Genomic DNA, 15,744 nt, shown 5'->3' on the forward strand with positions numbered 1-15,744 from the left:
CTGACCCCCAGACCTTTCACCAGGAGCCATCAACATGTTGGGAACCAAGCTCTACGCCCCCGGCGACGTGCGCATTGAGGAGATGCCCGAGCCGACCATCCAGAAACCAACGGACGTGACCATCCGCCTGGCCGCCACCTGCGTCTGCGGCTCGGACCTGTGGCCCTACCGCGGGCTGAATCAGGTCGACGCACCAATGCACATGGGCCATGAATATTGCGGCACCGTGGTCGAGGTTGGTAGCGCCGTCACCTCGGTCAAGCCCGGGCAGTTCGTCATCGGCTCCTTCTGCCTGTCCGACAACACCTGCCCGCACTGCCGCTTCGGTTTTCCGTCCTCGTGTGTACAGCGCGAGTTCATGACCGGTGCGCAGTCGCAGTTCGCCCGTGTGCCGCTGGCCGACGGCACGCTGATCGCACTGGACCAGCAACCCGACGATGAACTGATCCCCAGCCTGCTAGCGGCCTCCGACGTGCTCGGCACCGGCTGGTACGCTGCCGTGGCGGCGCAGGTGCAGCCCGGTTGCACCGCCGTCGTCGTGGGCGACGGGGCGGTGGGTCTCATGGGTGTGCTGGCCGCCCGGCAGCTCGGCGCGGCGCGCGTGATCGCCATGAGCCGGCACAAGGCTCGCCAGGAGCTGGCGTTGGAGTACGGCGCCACCGACATCGTGGCCGAGCGCGGCGACGGGGGCGTAGCCAAGGTCAAGGCGCTGACGGACCAGATCGGCGCCGACGCCGTGCTGGAGTGCGTGGGCACCAACGAGTCCATGCAGCAGGCGCTGGCCATTGCCCGGCCGGGATCGATGATCGGCTACGTCGGCGTGCCGCACGGTGTGCAGTTCGACGGGCAGAAGCTGTTCTTCTCGCAGACCGGCATGCTGGGCGGCCCGGCCCCGGTGCGACGTTTCCTGCCGCGCCTGATCGAACTGATCATGCGCCGCAAGATCAACCCCGGCAAGGTGTTCGACCTGCAGATCCCGCTGGCCGACGTGGCCGAGGGCTACAAGGCCATGGACGAGCGCCGGGCCATCAAGACCCTGCTGCGCGTGTGATGCGCACAGCGATCCAGTTCAATAAAGGAGCAACGCAATGAAGGAACTCACCGTCGTCGTCGGCGCTGGCGGCATCGGCCAGGCCATCGCCCGCCGCGTCAGCCAGGGGCGCCACATCCTGGTGGCCAACCACACCCAGAGCTCGGCCGACGAAGCCGCCAAGGTGCTGGAGAACGCCGGCTTCGAGGTCACGGCCATGCAGGCCGACGTGTCGGACCGCGGCCAGGTGCAGGCCGTGGTCCGCAAGGCCCAGTCGCTCGGACCCGTGAAGGCGCTGATACAGGCGGCCGGCGTCTCGCCGAGCCAGGCCCCCATCGAGGCAATCCTCAAGGTGGACCTGTACGGCACGGCCGTGCTGCTCGAAGAGTTCGGCAAGGTCATGGCCGAGGGCGGCTCGGGCGTCGTGATCTCTTCCCAGTCGGGCTACCGCATGCCGGCGCTGACGGCTGAACAGGATGCGCTGCTGGCCACGGCCCCCCCTGAGGAGCTGATGGCGCTGGACTTCGTCAAGGGCGTGCGGGACACGCTGCATGCCTACCAGATGTCCAAGCGCTGCAACTCGCTGCGGGTACGTGGCGAGGCAATCCGCTGGGCCGAGCGCGGCGCGCGTGTGAACGCTATCAGCCCCGGCATCATCGTGACCCCGCTGGCGCATGACGAGCTCTATGGCGAGCGCGCGGCGTTCTACCAAGGCATGCTGAAGAAGATGCCTGCGGGCCGGGCCGGTACACCGGACGAGATCGCCGCGCTGGCCGCGCTGATCTTGGGGCCCGAAGGCGGCTTCATCACCGGCAGCGATTTCCTGATCGACGGCGGTGCGACGGCCAACTTCTTCTACGGGCCTGAGGCCCAGAAACATTAGCAAAAAGCCCTGCCGTCCGAAGCCAGTCAGCCAAGCGCTGACCGGCATTTTTTCGGCGGGTACTGGCCTGGCGCTGCTGCGCGTGGAGCGCTTGAGCGTGTGCGGCGGTTGGCAGGCACAGACAGCCGCCACGCCGCGAACCTGCTGCCGTGCGAGCACCTAGAGCAGACAGGCGGGACTATGGGACTATCGGTCCCAGCGGCAAGCCGTCCGTGCGTGCAGTCATCTTCAGTTCAGCTCCCTGCGACGCCAAAACGCCATCGCAGCGCAGGCGGTGCCGGACAGCGCCATGACCACGACCATAGGCCGAGGCGTGCCGTCGGACAGCCCCGCCAGCAACAACGACGAGACAATGCCGCTGCCGTACTGCAGCGATCCGATCAGGGCCGCAGCCGATCCGGCCAGCCCCGGTTGCACGTCGTCGAGCGCGGCCGCGGTCGCGCTGGCGGCGATGACGCCGTTCATCGAGAAGAACACGAACACCGGCACGACGACGCCTGGCAGTCCACCCAGGTGCCACGCCACCAGCCCCAGGCCGGCCAGCATCGCCAGCGCCGCGATGGCAGTGGCCGTGCGCAGCAGCGCGTCGAGTCTGTAACGACTGACCAGCCTGCGGTTGACCATGCTCACGGCCATCAGGCCCACGACGTTGAGCCCGAACAGCCAGCCGTAGTGCTGAGCGTCCACATGGAAGTATTCGATATACACGTGGGGTGAGCCGGCGATGAAGGCATAGGCGCCGACGTAGAACAGCGTCACGCACAGCGTGTAGCGCATGAAGACCGCGTTACCCAGCAGAGCACGGTAGTCGGCGAACGCTTCGGAGGTGGGCGTGGTGGCGCGCCGCGCCGCCGGCAGGCTCTCGGGCAACTGGCGCAGCGCCAGCTGCATCAGTGCGCCCACGGCAGCCAGCAGCCAGAAGATGCCGTGCCAGGAGCCGAAGCGCACGATCTGGCCGCCCAGCAGCGGCCCGACGATGGGCGCGACGGCCATGATGACCGTCAGCGTCGACAGCGTCTGCGCCGCCTGCGTGCGGGGATAGAGATCACGCACCATGGCACGCGCCAGCATCGGACCGGTGCAGGCGCCGAAGGCCTGGAACATGCGCCAGAACACCATCTGGCCCATGGTCTGCGACAGCGCGCAGCCGAGCGAGCCCACGACGAACAGCGCCACACCGATCACCAGCGGCCGGCGCCGGCCGATGCGGTCGCTCACCGGCCCCCAGACCAGTTGCGCCAACGCGAAGCCGACCAGGAAGCCGGTGATGGTCAGCTCCGCATTGCCCTGCAGCTCGCGCTGCATCTGCGGCATCGCGGGCAGATAGATGTCTGTGGACAGCGAGGTGAAGGCCATCAGCGCGCCGAGGATCAGCAGAAGGCGCAATTTGCTCCCACGCGAAGGGCTGGCCGCGGCCTCGGTGGCGGCAAGGTGCGACGCCATGGTCAAGCCACCTGCGCGGGCAGCGAAGCCTTATCGATCACGAAGCGGTAGCGCACGTCGGCCCGCTCCATACGCTCGAAGGCTTCGTTAATCTGGTCTATGCGGATCATCTCGCAGTCGGGCAGGATGTTCTTTTCCGCACAGAAGCCCAGCATCTCCTGCGTCTCATGGATGCCGCCGATGAGCGAATCGGCGATGCGGCGGCGGCCCAGCAGCAGAGGCGCGGTGTTCCTCTCCTGTATCGTCGGACCGACTTGGCCCACGATGGCCAGTGTGCCGTCTACATCTAGCAGCGGAAGGTACGGGGTCAAGTCGTGCTTGACGGACACCATGTCGATGATGAGGTCGAAGTCGCTGGTGGCCTTCTCCATCGCCTGCGGGTCCGACGAGACCAACAGCCGGGCGGCCCCCAGTGCCAGTGCATCGACCTGCTTGTCGTTGCTACGGCTCAACACGGTCACGCCCAGCCCCACGGCCATGTGGCCCAGGCCGATCACGCCCACCCGGCCGCCCGGGCCCACGTTCCAAGTGCCTAGCGACGACCAAGTGGTGATGCCTGCACACAGCAACGGCGCCGCAAGCGCCAAGTCCAGCCCCTCGGGTATGCGCAAGCAGAACTCTTCGCGCACCACCAGGTGCTTGGAGCAGCCACCCTGCGTGTTCTCGCCGGTGATGCGGTCCTGCCCGGCATAGGTGCTCGTGTTGCCGGCACGGCATAGTTGCTCCTCGCCTTTGCGGCACTGGTCGCAGGCGGGACAGCTGTCCACCATGCAGCCAACGGCCACATGGTCACCCACCCTGTAGCGGCTGACCCCGGCGCCGAGCGCGGCAACGCGACCGACGATCTCATGGCCGGGCACGATGGGGTAGTAGCTCCAACCCCAATCATTGGGCGCGGTGTGCAGGTCCGGATGGCAGACATCGCTGTAGAGGATTTCCATCGCCACGTCGTTGGCTCGCAGGCTGCGGCGTTCGAACTGGAACAAGGCCAGTGGTGCGGTGGGACTGTAGGCGGCATAGCCGGTGGTGTGCATTGCAGACTGCATCGAAGCAAGGCGTGCGCCGGGGCGGCACACACGACGAGATGAACTCTAAGTGGCGCAGGATCCTGGCACTAGTCCGCCTCGACTTGAAGGATTGACAAGTTGCACTTGCCGAAGAACTGTCCCCCGAGCCCGAGCGAGCTGCATGAATGCTTAGGATCAGGCAGTTCCCACCACCTCGTCGGTGCACTGGCCGCCATGCCGCGCGCCCAATCGCAATCGAGTCGATCTAGCCGGGCGCTGAAGACTACCTGCAGCAGCCCGAAGCCCACCACCGCGGCGACGATCGGCCCCGTGGACAGCAACCCCCAACCGCGGCATGGTCACGGTGGAAACCGACATGACCGATATCGGGACGGGGTCGTACACCATCATTGCGCAGACCGCCGCCGAGACGATGGGGATGTCGCTCGACGGGGTCTTCGTGCGCCTGGGCGATTCAGCCTGTCCGATCTCGGTCGGCTCCGGCGGGCAATGGGGAGCGAACAACTCGACCTCGGGTGTCTTCGCGGCATGCATGAAGTTGCGCGAGACCATGTCGAGCAAGCTCGGCATCGCGCCGGGTGCCGCGGAGTTCTCGGACGGCACGGTGCGCGCTGGCGCACGTGCAGTGCCGCTGGCCGAAGCGGCGGGCACGGATGGCCTGGCGGCCGAGGACGGCATCGAATATGAAGACCTCGACAAGAAGTACCAGCAGTCCACTTTCGGCGCACATTTCGTGGAGGCCGGTGTCGACGCCGCGACCGGCGAGATACGCGTTCGACGCATGCTTGCAGTTTGCGCCGCGGGGCGCATCCTGAATCCGAAGTCCGCCCGCCGCCAAGTGATCGGTGCCATGACGATGGGCGTCGGAGGGGCGTTGATGGAGGAACTGGCGCTCGACAAGAGGCATGGCTTCTTCGTCAATCACGACCTGGCGGGCTAGGAGGTGCCAGTGCACGCCGACATCCCCCATCAGGAGGTGGTCTTCCTGGATGAGACGGACCCGATCTCGTCGCCGATGAAGGCCAAGGGTGTAGGCGAACTCGGCATGTGCGGTGTCGCGGCCGCGGTAGCCAATGCGGTCTACAACGCGACCGGCGTCCGGGTACGCAACTATCCGATCACGCTCGACAGGCTACTGGATCGCCTGCCACCAGTGGCGTGAGCCGAAACAGGCGGCAACGTTTGCAGGAAAGTTCCACCAGTTGATCAACGGATGCCCTCCATGATTGGCGCATGGGTTGCAGGGTTGCGACGCTGCACGCGCCAAGAGCGCCGGATGGAAGCCAGGTTTGTAGCCGAAACCGCCGCCGTGCTCGCGGTAAACACCTGCTGCTGCTCGCGCAGCGGGTAGTTTCCGGCGAATGACTTCATCGAGATTCCTCCGCAAGACCAGTGCCTTGTGCACGGGGTGACTTGATCGAAATGACCATCGCGCAGCAGCGTGATCTCGTAGCCATTCATGACATCTTCGACCCCCTCCGCACGCAGCCCAGCGCGACCGCCCGGTGCACAGTGACGCGACTCTTGGACCGTACACTGCTCTACACGACCATCGCGCGCGCTCAAGTGCAGGCCACCCCGGTGGGGACTTCGAGGCAGTACGTCGTTGCGCCGGCCTGATGTCCCGCCCTTACCAAATCTCGATGGCAGCAGTGCCTCGGTGGTAGCGGATTTGCCATTGGTCGCCGACCGAGAGCCACAGCGAAGAACGCAGAGTGTGTAGGGCCAGAGAGCCATCCGACTGGAGGTGGATGGCCCGATAGGTGAGGAGAACGACGCCCGGTTGGAGTTCTGCGGCGACGAACATGTCCGCCACGAACTTCAGGTAGATGAAGGCCGGCTTCCAGTCTGGACAGAGACTGCCCCAGAGATTCTGGCAACCATGTCACTCCCCTGAACGTGTTTTGAGCGGCGGAGAATAACGCGTCCATGCGCAAAGAAGAACGCGAGGGCGTTTGGCTTCGCGATATGGAGATGCAGCGGCCTCCAGCCCGCATCGCGCTTCTGATTGATGTGCAATGCCAGGGTCTCGGCGAGACCGAAGCCGGAGCGATTCGAACTGCTTCGGTAACCGCGCTCCCCGACCGAGAGGCAAGTGAAAGTTACTGCAGCACGACACATCCATCTGAATCTCCGCTCAACCTTTTGCGCGAGGCCCTCAAATGAACCTTAAGCCGTCAGCTCCCCCTGAAGCCTGCCTGTTGCGATGTTCCACCAGAGAGAGACGGCTCGTAGAGTCCTGCTCAGGCGGGCGACAGTATTCGTAGCGGCTCAAGGGTTTACGCTGATAAATGATTTTGGAGCGCTATTGACATGACGCCGTCATCTCCATAATCTCCAGCCCCACGAAAGCAATCGGTTGGATTGCATTCGGGCAGCAACAGCGCTGCTTCACATACCGGCTATGAAAGCCCTCGACTTACGCGAAAGCGTGGTCGAGGGCTTTTTTGTTTTTGGAGCGTAGATGGCAACGGCGGATGGACTTTCAGCGAGCCCGGAATTCCCGGACCTGATCGTGGCGAGCGTGCAGATGGAGCCGCGCGTCGGCCACACGACGGCGAATGTCGCGCGGTCGGTGCGGCTGATCGAAGAGGCGGCCGCACAAGGCGCCGCGATCGTCGTGCTGCCCGAGCTTGCCAACAGCGGCTACGTGTTCGCGAGCCGCGCCGAGGCGTTCTCGCTGGCCGAGCCCGTACCCGATGGGCCCAGCACGCAGGCCTGGGCCGAGGTGGCGCGGCGGTGCAAGGTCCACGTGATTGCCGGCATCGCTGAACGCGAAGGCGACCGCCTGTACAACGCCGCTGCCGTGCTGGGCCCCGGTGGTTGGCTCGGCACCTATCGGAAGCTGCACCTCTGGGGCGACGAACACTTGTTCTTCGAGTCCGGCGACAAGGGGCTGCCGGTGTTCCACACCGAACTGGGCCGTCTGGGCGTGGTGATCTGCTACGACGGCTGGTTTCCCGAGACATACCGCCTGCTCGCGATGCAGGGCGTCGACATCGTCTGCATGCCCACCAACTGGGTGCCCATGTCCGAACAGCCGGCGGACCGCCCGGCCATGGCGACCACGCTGGCCATGGCCAATGCCCACAGCAACGGACTGAGCATCGTCTGCGCGAACCGGATCGGCACCGAGCGGGGCCAGCCCTTCGTCGGCCAGAGCCTCATCGTGGGTGCGCAGGGCTGGCCGCTGGCCGGGCCCGCCTCGCACGATGCCGAGGAAATCCTCTATGCCCGGATCAACCTCAAGGCCTCGCGCCGGGCGCGCCATCTGAACGTGTTCAACGACGTGCTGCGCGATCGACGCGATGACATCTACGACCCGATGCTGGGCACGGGCTGGCCGCTGCCGCGGCACTGAATCGACACGACATCCCCTTGTTTCTCAACCTGAACCCTTCGAGGATTTTGACCATGAAAAAACTAACGTCCCTCTTGTGTGTCGGCAGCCTGGTCGGCGCGTCCGCCCTCGCCGTGGCGCTGAATGCCCAGGCCGCAGATCCCATCCGCATCGGCGTGGCCGTCGGCCTGTCGGGCGCGAACAGCGTGGTGGCGCCTGCCGTCGTGCAGTCGTCGCAACTCGCGGTCGAGCAGATCAACGCGGCCGGCGGCATTCTCGGCCGCAAGGTCGAGTTGGAGATCGTGGACGACGCCTCGGGCGCAGTGGGCGCGCAGAAGGCTTTCGACACGCTGGTCTTCCAGAAAAAGGTCCAGGCCATCATCGCCATGGAGACCAGCGCCGCGCGCAATGCCGCCCTGCCGGTGGTCACAAAAGGCAAGGTGCCCTACATCTACACCTCGTTCTACGAGGGCCGTTCGTGCAACCCCTGGATGTACGTGAACGGTTGGGTGCCCGAGCAACAAGTCTCCCCGATGGTCGATTACTTTGCGAACGCCAAGGGCGCCAAGAATTTCTTCCTGGTGGGCAACGACTACGCCTTCGGCCGCGGCATGCTGGAGTTCACGAAGAAGTACATCGAGAAGAAGGGCGGCAAGGTCGTTGGCGAGGAATATCTGCCGATCGACGGCAGTGACTGGACCTCGGTGGTTTCCAAGATCCGTTCCGTGAAGCCCGATGCGTTGATCAGTGCAACAGCCGGTGGCGCTCCCAATGTGTCCCTGGCCAAGCAACTCAAGGGCGCCGGCCTCACGCTGCCCTATGGAAATCTTGCGATCGACGAAGGCACGGCCAAGACCATGGGCGACGTGGCCACGGGCCTGTACATGTCGGCCTCGTACCTCACCGGCATCGAAACGCCACAGAACAAGGAATTCATCGCCGCGATGACGAAGAAGTTTGGCGCCGACCTGAAGACGCCCAACGAACTCTCCGAACCCCAGTACGAAGCGTTCTTCCTGTACAAGGCGGCGGTCGAAAAAGCCGGTTCGACGGACTCGGCCAAGGTGACCTCGGCGCTGGGCGAGGTGTCGTACACAGGTCCGCGCGGTGCCGTCGCAATGAACAGCAGCCGTCACACGCAGCTGTCGATGCGGCTGGGGCAGGTGCAAGCCGACGGATCGATCCTGATCCTGGAGACTTTCAAGAACGTCGATCCGGGCGCACAGTGCCCCAACATCAAGTAAGCGGATTTGCTACCGCAGGCTGAAACTTTCCATGGTGCTCTTGCTGGACCTACTCACGACGGCGGCGATGCTGTTCGTCGTCACCGCCGGGCTGATGATGATCTTCGGGGTCATGAAGATCGTCAACTTCGCGCACGGCGCATTGCTCACGCTCGGCGGCTACGCCAGCTATGTCGTGACTCAGCTCAAGCTCGACCCCTGGCTGAGCTGGCCGCTCGCGCTGGTCGCGGGCATGGCCGCCGGCATGCTGGTGGAGTGGCTGATCGTCAAGCCGCTCTACAAACGGCCGCTTGACGCCATCCTCGCCACCTGGGGCCTGGGTATCGTCATCGGCCAGCTGATCGTGATGGGGTTCGGGCGCGAGGTGCAGTTCGTCGACGCGCCGCTGTCGGGCACCTGGTCGGTGTTCGGCGTCGACTACTCGGCCTACCGCCTGCTGCTGGTGCCGATCGCGGTCGCGCTCTGCCTGTTGCTCACGGCGCTCTTGAACGGCACGCGCTTCGGCATCCGCACGCGCGCGGTGATCATGAACGAGGAACTGGCCAGCGGCCTGGGCATCCATGCCGGCCGCGTGCGCTTCATCACCTTCAGTCTGGGTGCCGGCCTCGGCACGTTGGCCGGCACGATGATCACGCCGCTGTCCAGCGTCGACCCGAACATGGGGTTGCCCTGGCTGGTGAGCGCGTTCATGCTGGTCATGGTGTCGGGGCATTCGATGCTGAGTCTGCTGGCGACCTGCCTGGTCTTCGGCGCCTGCCAGGTTCTGGTGAGCACTTACGCCAATCCCGTGCTCGGCGGCCTGACCATCGCGGTGCTGGCCGCGGTGACCTTGCGCATCCGCCCCAAGGGGTTTGCACGTGGCTGAGATCATCGCAATGGCGAAATCGCCTTCTTCCTCCGTACGCGGCAAGCTGCAATCGGGCCGGGGCATCGCGGTGCTCGGCGCCGTGGGCGTGGCATTGCTCATTGCCGGGCCATGGGTGTTCGACACCTACCTGCTCAACATCCTCATCAAGGCCTTCTTCTTCGCCATTGCGGCCATCACCGTCGATGTGCTGTGGGGCTACACGGGCTATCTCACATTCGGCCAGTCGGCGTTCTTCGGCATCGGCGCCTATGCGGCGGGTCTGGCCTTCACGCATGGCGGCTTCAGCGTGCCGATGGTGCTGCTGGCCTTCGGCGCGGCGGTACTGGCCTGTGCGGCCGTTGGCGCGTTGGTGGGCTGGTTGTCCTTCTATCGCGGTGCGTCGCCCTTCTTCGCGACCGTCATCTCGCTCGTGCTGCCCATCGTGCTGACCCAGCTCCTGCTCTCGGGCGGCGAGTGGACCGGCTCCAGCTCGGGGCTCACGGGCTACGAGACATTCGATCTGTCGATGGCGGCCTGGTACTGGGTCTCCGGCGCGATGCTGTTGCTGTTCGGTGTGCTGGGCTGGCTGCTGGTGCGCAGCGATGCGGGCCGTGTGCTGGCCGCCATCCGCGACAACGAATCGCGTTGCACGTATCTCGGCATTCCGATCGCACTGGTCAAGATCGCGTTGCTCGTGGTCATGGCCGTGGTGGCGGGCCTGGCGGGCTTCGGCTACGGTGCCTTCAGCGGGGTGGTCGCGCCGGAGCTGACGGGCTTCGCCCTCGGAACCGAGTTGGTCATCCTGGTGGCGCTGGGCGGACGCGGCACGCTGTGGGGGCCGCTCATCGGGGCGGTGCTCATCAACGTCGCCACGGCGTACCTGAGCAGCAGCATGCCGTTCGCGTGGCAGCTGATCCTTGGTGTGGCCTTTGTGCTGGTGATCGTGTTGTTGCCGCAAGGCCTGGTGCCTCTGTTGCTCAAGCCCTTCGGGCTGGGGCGCATCGCAGCGCGGGTGCCGGTGCTGGCCGAGCGCCCGCTCGACGCGCGGAACAACACGCAGAGTGCGGCACCCGCGCTGCAGATGCACCAGGTTGCGCGCAGCTTCGGTTCGCTCAAGGTGCTGCAGGGCATCGACCTGGAGGCGCGCGCAGGTGAACTGGTCGGCCTGATCGGCCCCAACGGCGCTGGCAAGACCACGCTGATGCGCTGCATGAGCGATGGCGCGGACCGCAGCGCCGGCACGGTGGTGCTGTGCGGCAACGACATCCGCCAGCTCCCGCCCGAGGCCTGCGTGCGCTTCGGCCTGGGCCGCAAGTTCCAAAACGCCAACATCTTCGAATCGCTCACGGTCGCCGAATGCCTGCGCATTGCGGGCACGCTGCTCGAATGGCCGTCGTTGATGCGGCAAGGCGGCACGCCGAACCTGCCGCCCTATGCCCTGGACGTGGTGCGCACCACCGGCCTCGATGCCAAGCTGTCCGTCGTGGCGCGCGATCTGTCGCACGGCGAACAACAAGCGCTCGAGCTGGCGATGGTCCTGGCGCTGGAGCCGCGCATCGTCTTGCTCGACGAACCCACCGCAGGTCTGACCAAGACCGAGCGCACACAGGTCGGCCAGATCCTGTCGTCGCTCGCGCACCGCTACGGGCTGTGCTGTCTGCTGGTGGAACACGACCTCGACTTCGTCGAGGAAATCGCGACGCGCATCGTTGTGCTGCATCAGGGCACCATCGTGATGCAGGGCAGCTTCCGCGAGGTGGTCGATTCACCGCTGGTGAAGACCATCTATTCCGGCAGCGCTCACGCAGTGAAGGAGGCCGCATGACACAGGCCGCATTGAAGCTGGACGGCATCACCAGCGGTTACCGGGAATCGGTGGTGCTGCGTGGGCTTTCGCTGAGCGTGGGCGCGGGCGAGGCAGTGGCGCTGCTGGGCAAGAACGGCATGGGCAAGAGCACGCTGCTGAAGACGGTGATGGGCTACCTGCCCAAGAAGGCCGGCGAGATCCGCCTGGGCGGCACGGACATCACCCGCATGCCGCCGCACCGCATCGCGCGGCAAGGCATCGCGTACGCGGCACAGGAACATGCGTTGTTTGCCGACCTGAGCATTCGCGACAACCTGCGGCTGGGTCTGGCGAAGGAGTCCGAATTCGACGAGAGATTCGGCGCGATCGATCCGCTGTTTCCGGTGTTCAAGAGCCGGCTGCCGCAGTATGCCGGCACGCTGTCCGGTGGCGAGCAGAAGATGCTTCTACTTGCACGCGCACTGATGATGCGACCCTCGGTCATCCTGCTGGACGAGATCACTGAGGGGCTGCAGCCATCGGTGATCGACCGGCTGGCCAATGCGCTCGTGAGCGAGCGTGCACAGCGCGGGACCACGCTGCTGATCGTCGAGCAGAACGTGCCGTTCGCGCTGCAGGTGGCTGACCGCTACGTGGTGCTGAAACAGGGCGAGCTGATCGACGAGGGCGATGCGAAGGCGGTCGGCGCGGCTGAGCATGTGTTCGGGCACTTGCGCGTATGACGCTTCCTCTCTGCGTGCTCATCGCCACCGGTGGCACCATCGCGATGAAGGTCGATCCGATGCACAAGGCGCCGCTGCCCGCCCTGTCGGGCCAGGATCTCCTGGCCAGTGTGCCGGGCCTCTCGGACATCGCACGGCTGGAGGTGATCGACCTCTGCAACAAACCCTCCGATCACATGGGGCCGGATGACTGGGCAACGCTGAGCAGCGTCGTCGACGCCGCGCTCGCGCGCGAGGACGTGGCCGGCGTGATCGTTTCGCACGGCACCGACACGCTCGAAGAGGCGGCATGGTTCCTCGACCTGACGCTGGCCACCGACAAGCCCGTGGTGCTGGTGGGGGCGCAACGCAACGCCTCCTCCCCCGACTTCGACGGTCCCCGCAACCTGCGCGACGCGGCGCGCGTCTGTCTCGCACCCGACGCCCACGGCCGGGGCGTGATGGTCGGGATGAACAACCAGGTCCACGCCGCGCGCGAGGTCACCAAGACTCATACCAGCGACGTCGAGGCGTTCAAGTCCGGTGACTTCGGCCTACTCGCCTCGGTCGACGAAGACCGTGTGGTGTTTTCGCGATCGCCGCTTCGGCGCCAGCACGTACTGCTGCGCGGCGGCACCCTGCCGTTGGTGGAGATCGTGGCCATGTATGGCGGCGCGAGCGGCGCCTTGCTGCGCGCGACGGTGGCGCAGGGCGCACGCGGCATCGTCGTGCAGGCACTGGGCTTCGGCAATGTGAACGTCGCGGTATTCGAGGCCATCGAATGGGCCATCGGGCAAGGCGTGGCGGTGGTCGTCTCGACCCGTGTGCCCAATGGCCGCGTGTTGCCGGTCTACGGTTTCGTCGGCGGCGGGAGTACGCTCAAGGCTGCGGGGGCGGTGTTCGCCGATAACCTGAGTCCGCAGAAGGCACGCATCCTGCTGATGCTGGCATTGCAGGATCACCTCGATGCAGCGTCCCTGCAGGCGCTGTTCGACCGATGATGAAAGACGCTCATGGCCACTGACATCGCAGACATTCCCGCCGAAGACGGCTGGCGCATTGGCGTGCTCTATTCGCGCTCCGGAGCCACGGGCGTGACCGAGTCGGAGCATTTCTTCGGCACCGTCCTGGCCATCGAGGAAATCAACGGCCTGGGCGGCGTGCTGGATCGCCCGCTTTTGCCCATCGCCTACGACCCCAAGGGCGACTCCGGCGAGTACAGGCGACTGGCCACACGGCTGCTGCTGGAGGATGAAGTCAACGTGGTGTTCGGCTGCTCGCGCTCGTCGAGCCGCAAGGCGGTGCTGCCCGTCATCGAGCGCTGCAACGCGCTGCTCTGGTATTGCTCGTTCTACGAAGGCTTCGAGTATTCGCCCAACGTGATCTACACCGGGGCGGTGCCCAACCAGAACAGCGTGCAGCTCGCGGCCTACCTGTTGAAGAACCGGGGCACGCGGTTCTTCCTGGTAGGTGCCGACTACATCTATCCGCGCGAATCGAACCGCGTCATGCGCGAGATGGTGGAGCAGCACGGCGGCGAGATCCTCGACGAGGTCTATCTGCCGCTCGAAGCCTCCGAGCCCGAGTTGCAGGAAGTGATGCGCGACATCGTGGCCGCACAGCCCGATGTGGTGTTCTCCACCGTCGTGGGCGAGTCGGCCAGGCGCTTCTACCAGATCTACCGCGAACACGGCCTGGACCCGGCGCGCATGCCGATCGCGAGTCTGTCGATGGCCGAAGAGGAAGTGCGCCTCACTGGCGCCGGCATCTGCGAGGGGCACATCACGGCGGCGACGTATTTCAGTTCTCTGCAAAACGAAAGCAACGCACGCTTCGTCGAACGATGGCGCGCGCGTTTCGGCGACCGTCCCACCAGCACCTGGTCGGAAATGGCGTACAGCCAGATGCACCTGTTCGCGCGCACGCTGGAGCGCACCGGCAGTTTGGACACGCGCAAGCTGGTGAAGGCCTCTCACGGCGTGCGATTCGACTCCCCTGAAGGCCCGTTGTCGGTGGATGCCGATAACAACCACTGCATGTTGACCCCGCGAATCGGCGTGTGCCGCGCCGACGGGCAGTTCGACATTGTGTGGCAGGGCTCGGAGCCGGTGAAGCCCGACCCCTATCTGTCGACCTTCGGCTTCTCCGAGTTCTGGCTGAGCTGATCCGATGAGCAGCTTGCGCCGCCTCTACGACGACCTTCGCAGCATCTGCGTCGCGGTGGTGTATCCGCCTGGCGAAGACCGGGACGTGCTGCTCGACCAGCTCAAGCGCATCGGCTGCAGGCTCAAGGTGATCTGGCCCTTCCCAGCCGAACCACCCACGGGCTGCGACGTGATCTTCTTTCAGGTCTCGCAGGAGCTGCAGGGCAGCGCGAGCTGGAGCGCCAGCGCGGTCGAGGCCACGCTCGTCGCCCTGTCCGACTACGAGAGCCCGACAACGCTGAAGCTCTTGCTCGATACCAGCGCCCACGGCGTCATCACGCGGCCGTTTCGCTCGTCGGGCGTTCTGAGCACGCTTGTGCTGGCGCGCTCGTCGCGCGGCTACCAGGAACGGCTGCAGAGCAAAGTCAATAAGCTCGAAGACACCATCCGATCGCGCCGCCTGATCGAGAAGGCAGTGCGCCTGCTGACCGAGACGCAAAACCTCTCGGAGAGCAAGGCCTACGAGCACATGCGCTCACGCGCGACCGCGTTGCGCGTGACCGTGGCCGAGGTCGCAGCCATGGTGGTGGAGGCGCATGAGGCAATGGAGAAATTGGGGTTTGGACGCACGCCGGGCGCATGACACGCGCAGCAATTTGAAGCGTCGGACAACGAACGACTTGGCTCACTCCCGAAACTGTCGTGCGACCGGGCTGCCCTTCCAGACCACGGCCCTTCCTTCATCGACGGCTTGGCGCCCGTAGAGAATCCATGCGTCGCAGACGGTGCCGATGGACTCGATCGCCTCGAAACGCTCTGCGTGTGCCGCTGCAAAGGATGTGAAGACGATGCCCGCGTCGTAGCGTCCTTCGGTCAGGCCGGCCTGGACCGCGAGCACCGTGGACTCGTGAACGACGGTCGGCCAGGCGGAAAGGTCGGAATAGTTCTGCGTGGCGGGCTGCACGCCCACCCTGCCGGCGCCCTCGCCGCTTCCCGTGGTCCGTACCAATGTCATGGGCCGGCTGGGAGAAATGAAGGCGTCGACCACCACCATGGCCGCGCGATAGCTACCTGTGAGTTCGGCGGCCGCAGGATGAACAGCGCATTGAAGCAGGTAGTCCGCCTCACCGGCGATCAGCGCACGTGCACCGCTGTGGAAATCGTCGAACAGGACGATGCGAGCGGTTTCCGCGATGCCATGCGCGGCCAGGTACTGCTGGAGAACGAAGTGGTGGTTGCTGCCCTCGCGGCCCAGCGTCGAAAAGATCAGCATGTGC

Annotated in this window: 15 protein-coding genes and 1 pseudogene; 12 read left to right on the forward strand and 4 right to left on the reverse strand. The window is 65.4% G+C overall.

Going from position 1 to position 15,744, the window contains the following annotated elements:
- Positions 1–34: 34 nt before the first annotated feature.
- Positions 35–1,051, forward strand: coding sequence for a zinc-dependent alcohol dehydrogenase family protein (locus tag BLW48_RS29250; protein ID WP_093179041.1), 1,017 nt, complete (start codon positions 35–37; stop codon positions 1,049–1,051).
- Between the two features lie 37 nt (positions 1,052–1,088).
- On the forward strand, positions 1,089–1,913 hold the full coding sequence (locus BLW48_RS29255) for an SDR family oxidoreductase (RefSeq protein WP_093179043.1): 825 nt from the start codon (positions 1,089–1,091) through the stop codon (positions 1,911–1,913).
- 228 nt (positions 1,914–2,141) lie between these two features.
- Here the strand turns inward: BLW48_RS29255 and BLW48_RS29260 are convergent, their stop codons facing one another.
- Positions 2,142–3,356, reverse strand: coding sequence for a multidrug effflux MFS transporter (locus BLW48_RS29260; RefSeq protein WP_093179044.1), 1,215 nt, complete (start codon positions 3,354–3,356; stop codon positions 2,142–2,144).
- 2 nt (positions 3,357–3,358) lie between these two features.
- The gene (locus tag BLW48_RS29265; RefSeq protein ID WP_305367594.1) at positions 3,359–4,402 is read right to left on the reverse strand and encodes an NAD(P)-dependent alcohol dehydrogenase; all 1,044 of its coding nucleotides are present in this window, start codon (positions 4,400–4,402) and stop codon (positions 3,359–3,361) included.
- A gap of 313 nt (positions 4,403–4,715) precedes the next feature.
- Between BLW48_RS29265 and BLW48_RS29275 the strand changes: the two are divergent.
- Positions 4,716–5,546: pseudogene (locus BLW48_RS29275) on the forward strand (molybdopterin cofactor-binding domain-containing protein); the annotation flags it as partial.
- Positions 5,547–5,590: 44 nt separating this feature from the next.
- Here BLW48_RS29275 and BLW48_RS35155 read toward each other — a convergent pair.
- A complete protein-coding gene (locus tag BLW48_RS35155) occupies positions 5,591–5,845 on the reverse strand; it encodes a hypothetical protein (protein ID WP_143047817.1) in 255 nt (84 codons plus the stop codon).
- A 468-nt stretch (positions 5,846–6,313) separates the two neighbouring features.
- On the opposite strand from BLW48_RS35155, the gene BLW48_RS35160 reads away from it, so the two are divergent.
- From BLW48_RS35160 to BLW48_RS29320, 9 genes are all read left to right on the forward strand, one after another.
- Positions 6,314–6,550, forward strand: coding sequence for a hypothetical protein (locus tag BLW48_RS35160; protein WP_143047818.1), 237 nt, complete (start codon positions 6,314–6,316; stop codon positions 6,548–6,550).
- A gap of 298 nt (positions 6,551–6,848) precedes the next feature.
- Positions 6,849–7,745 carry a nitrilase family protein gene (locus tag BLW48_RS29285; protein ID WP_093179050.1) on the forward strand — a complete coding sequence of 299 codons (897 nt, stop codon included), beginning with the start codon at positions 6,849–6,851 and terminating at the stop codon, positions 7,743–7,745.
- A 53-nt stretch (positions 7,746–7,798) separates the two neighbouring features.
- Positions 7,799–8,968, forward strand: a complete 1,170-nt coding sequence (locus BLW48_RS29290; protein WP_093179052.1) for a substrate-binding protein — start codon at positions 7,799–7,801, stop codon at positions 8,966–8,968.
- Between the two features lie 31 nt (positions 8,969–8,999).
- A complete protein-coding gene (locus BLW48_RS29295; protein WP_093179053.1) occupies positions 9,000–9,833 on the forward strand; it encodes a branched-chain amino acid ABC transporter permease in 834 nt (277 codons plus the stop codon).
- A gap of 10 nt (positions 9,834–9,843) precedes the next feature.
- Positions 9,844–11,640, forward strand: coding sequence for an ABC transporter permease subunit (locus tag BLW48_RS29300; protein WP_093179160.1), 1,797 nt, complete (start codon positions 9,844–9,846; stop codon positions 11,638–11,640).
- Positions 11,637–12,344, forward strand: a complete 708-nt coding sequence (locus tag BLW48_RS29305) for a branched-chain amino acid ABC transporter ATP-binding protein (protein WP_093179055.1) — start codon at positions 11,637–11,639, stop codon at positions 12,342–12,344. The genes BLW48_RS29300 and BLW48_RS29305 overlap by 4 nt, the downstream gene beginning before the upstream one ends.
- Complete coding sequence (locus tag BLW48_RS29310) at positions 12,341–13,324, forward strand: asparaginase (protein ID WP_093179056.1); 984 nt, start codon at positions 12,341–12,343, stop codon at positions 13,322–13,324. Before BLW48_RS29305 ends, BLW48_RS29310 begins: the two co-directional genes overlap by 4 nt.
- 12 nt (positions 13,325–13,336) lie before the next feature.
- Positions 13,337–14,488 carry a transporter substrate-binding domain-containing protein gene (locus tag BLW48_RS29315; protein WP_093179058.1) on the forward strand — a complete coding sequence of 384 codons (1,152 nt, stop codon included), beginning with the start codon at positions 13,337–13,339 and terminating at the stop codon, positions 14,486–14,488.
- Positions 14,489–14,492: 4 nt separating this feature from the next.
- On the forward strand, positions 14,493–15,110 hold the full coding sequence (locus tag BLW48_RS29320; protein ID WP_093179059.1) for an ANTAR domain-containing response regulator: 618 nt from the start codon (positions 14,493–14,495) through the stop codon (positions 15,108–15,110).
- 42 nt (positions 15,111–15,152) lie between these two features.
- On the opposite strand, the gene BLW48_RS29325 is transcribed toward BLW48_RS29320, so the two are convergent.
- Complete coding sequence (locus BLW48_RS29325) at positions 15,153–15,740, reverse strand: hypothetical protein (protein WP_093179061.1); 588 nt, start codon at positions 15,738–15,740, stop codon at positions 15,153–15,155.
- Positions 15,741–15,744 lie beyond the last annotated feature (4 nt).

Origin of the sequence: Variovorax sp. YR266, assembly GCF_900107295.1 — a bacterium.
Lineage (GTDB): Bacteria > Pseudomonadota > Gammaproteobacteria > Burkholderiales > Burkholderiaceae_C > Variovorax.

Coding starts and splice junctions, on each gene's coding strand:
- BLW48_RS29250 (WP_093179041.1), top strand. CDS start 35: ATGTTGGGAACCAAGCTCTACGCCCCCGGCGACGTGCGCATTGAGGAG.
- BLW48_RS29285 (WP_093179050.1), top strand. CDS start 6,849: ATGGCAACGGCGGATGGACTTTCAGCGAGCCCGGAATTCCCGGACCTG.
- BLW48_RS29260 (WP_093179044.1), bottom strand. CDS start 3,356: ATGGCGTCGCACCTTGCCGCCACCGAGGCCGCGGCCAGCCCTTCGCGT.
- BLW48_RS29305 (WP_093179055.1), top strand. CDS start 11,637: ATGACACAGGCCGCATTGAAGCTGGACGGCATCACCAGCGGTTACCGG.
- BLW48_RS29325 (WP_093179061.1), bottom strand. CDS start 15,740: ATGCTGATCTTTTCGACGCTGGGCCGCGAGGGCAGCAACCACCACTTC.
- BLW48_RS29255 (WP_093179043.1), top strand. CDS start 1,089: ATGAAGGAACTCACCGTCGTCGTCGGCGCTGGCGGCATCGGCCAGGCC.
- BLW48_RS29315 (WP_093179058.1), top strand. CDS start 13,337: ATGGCCACTGACATCGCAGACATTCCCGCCGAAGACGGCTGGCGCATT.
- BLW48_RS35160 (WP_143047818.1), top strand. CDS start 6,314: ATGCGCAAAGAAGAACGCGAGGGCGTTTGGCTTCGCGATATGGAGATG.
- BLW48_RS29265 (WP_305367594.1), bottom strand. CDS start 4,402: ATGCAGTCTGCAATGCACACCACCGGCTATGCCGCCTACAGTCCCACC.
- BLW48_RS29310 (WP_093179056.1), top strand. CDS start 12,341: ATGACGCTTCCTCTCTGCGTGCTCATCGCCACCGGTGGCACCATCGCG.
- BLW48_RS29290 (WP_093179052.1), top strand. CDS start 7,799: ATGAAAAAACTAACGTCCCTCTTGTGTGTCGGCAGCCTGGTCGGCGCG.
- BLW48_RS35155 (WP_143047817.1), bottom strand. CDS start 5,845: ATGAATGGCTACGAGATCACGCTGCTGCGCGATGGTCATTTCGATCAA.
- BLW48_RS29300 (WP_093179160.1), top strand. CDS start 9,844: ATGGCGAAATCGCCTTCTTCCTCCGTACGCGGCAAGCTGCAATCGGGC.
- BLW48_RS29295 (WP_093179053.1), top strand. CDS start 9,000: ATGGTGCTCTTGCTGGACCTACTCACGACGGCGGCGATGCTGTTCGTC.
- BLW48_RS29320 (WP_093179059.1), top strand. CDS start 14,493: ATGAGCAGCTTGCGCCGCCTCTACGACGACCTTCGCAGCATCTGCGTC.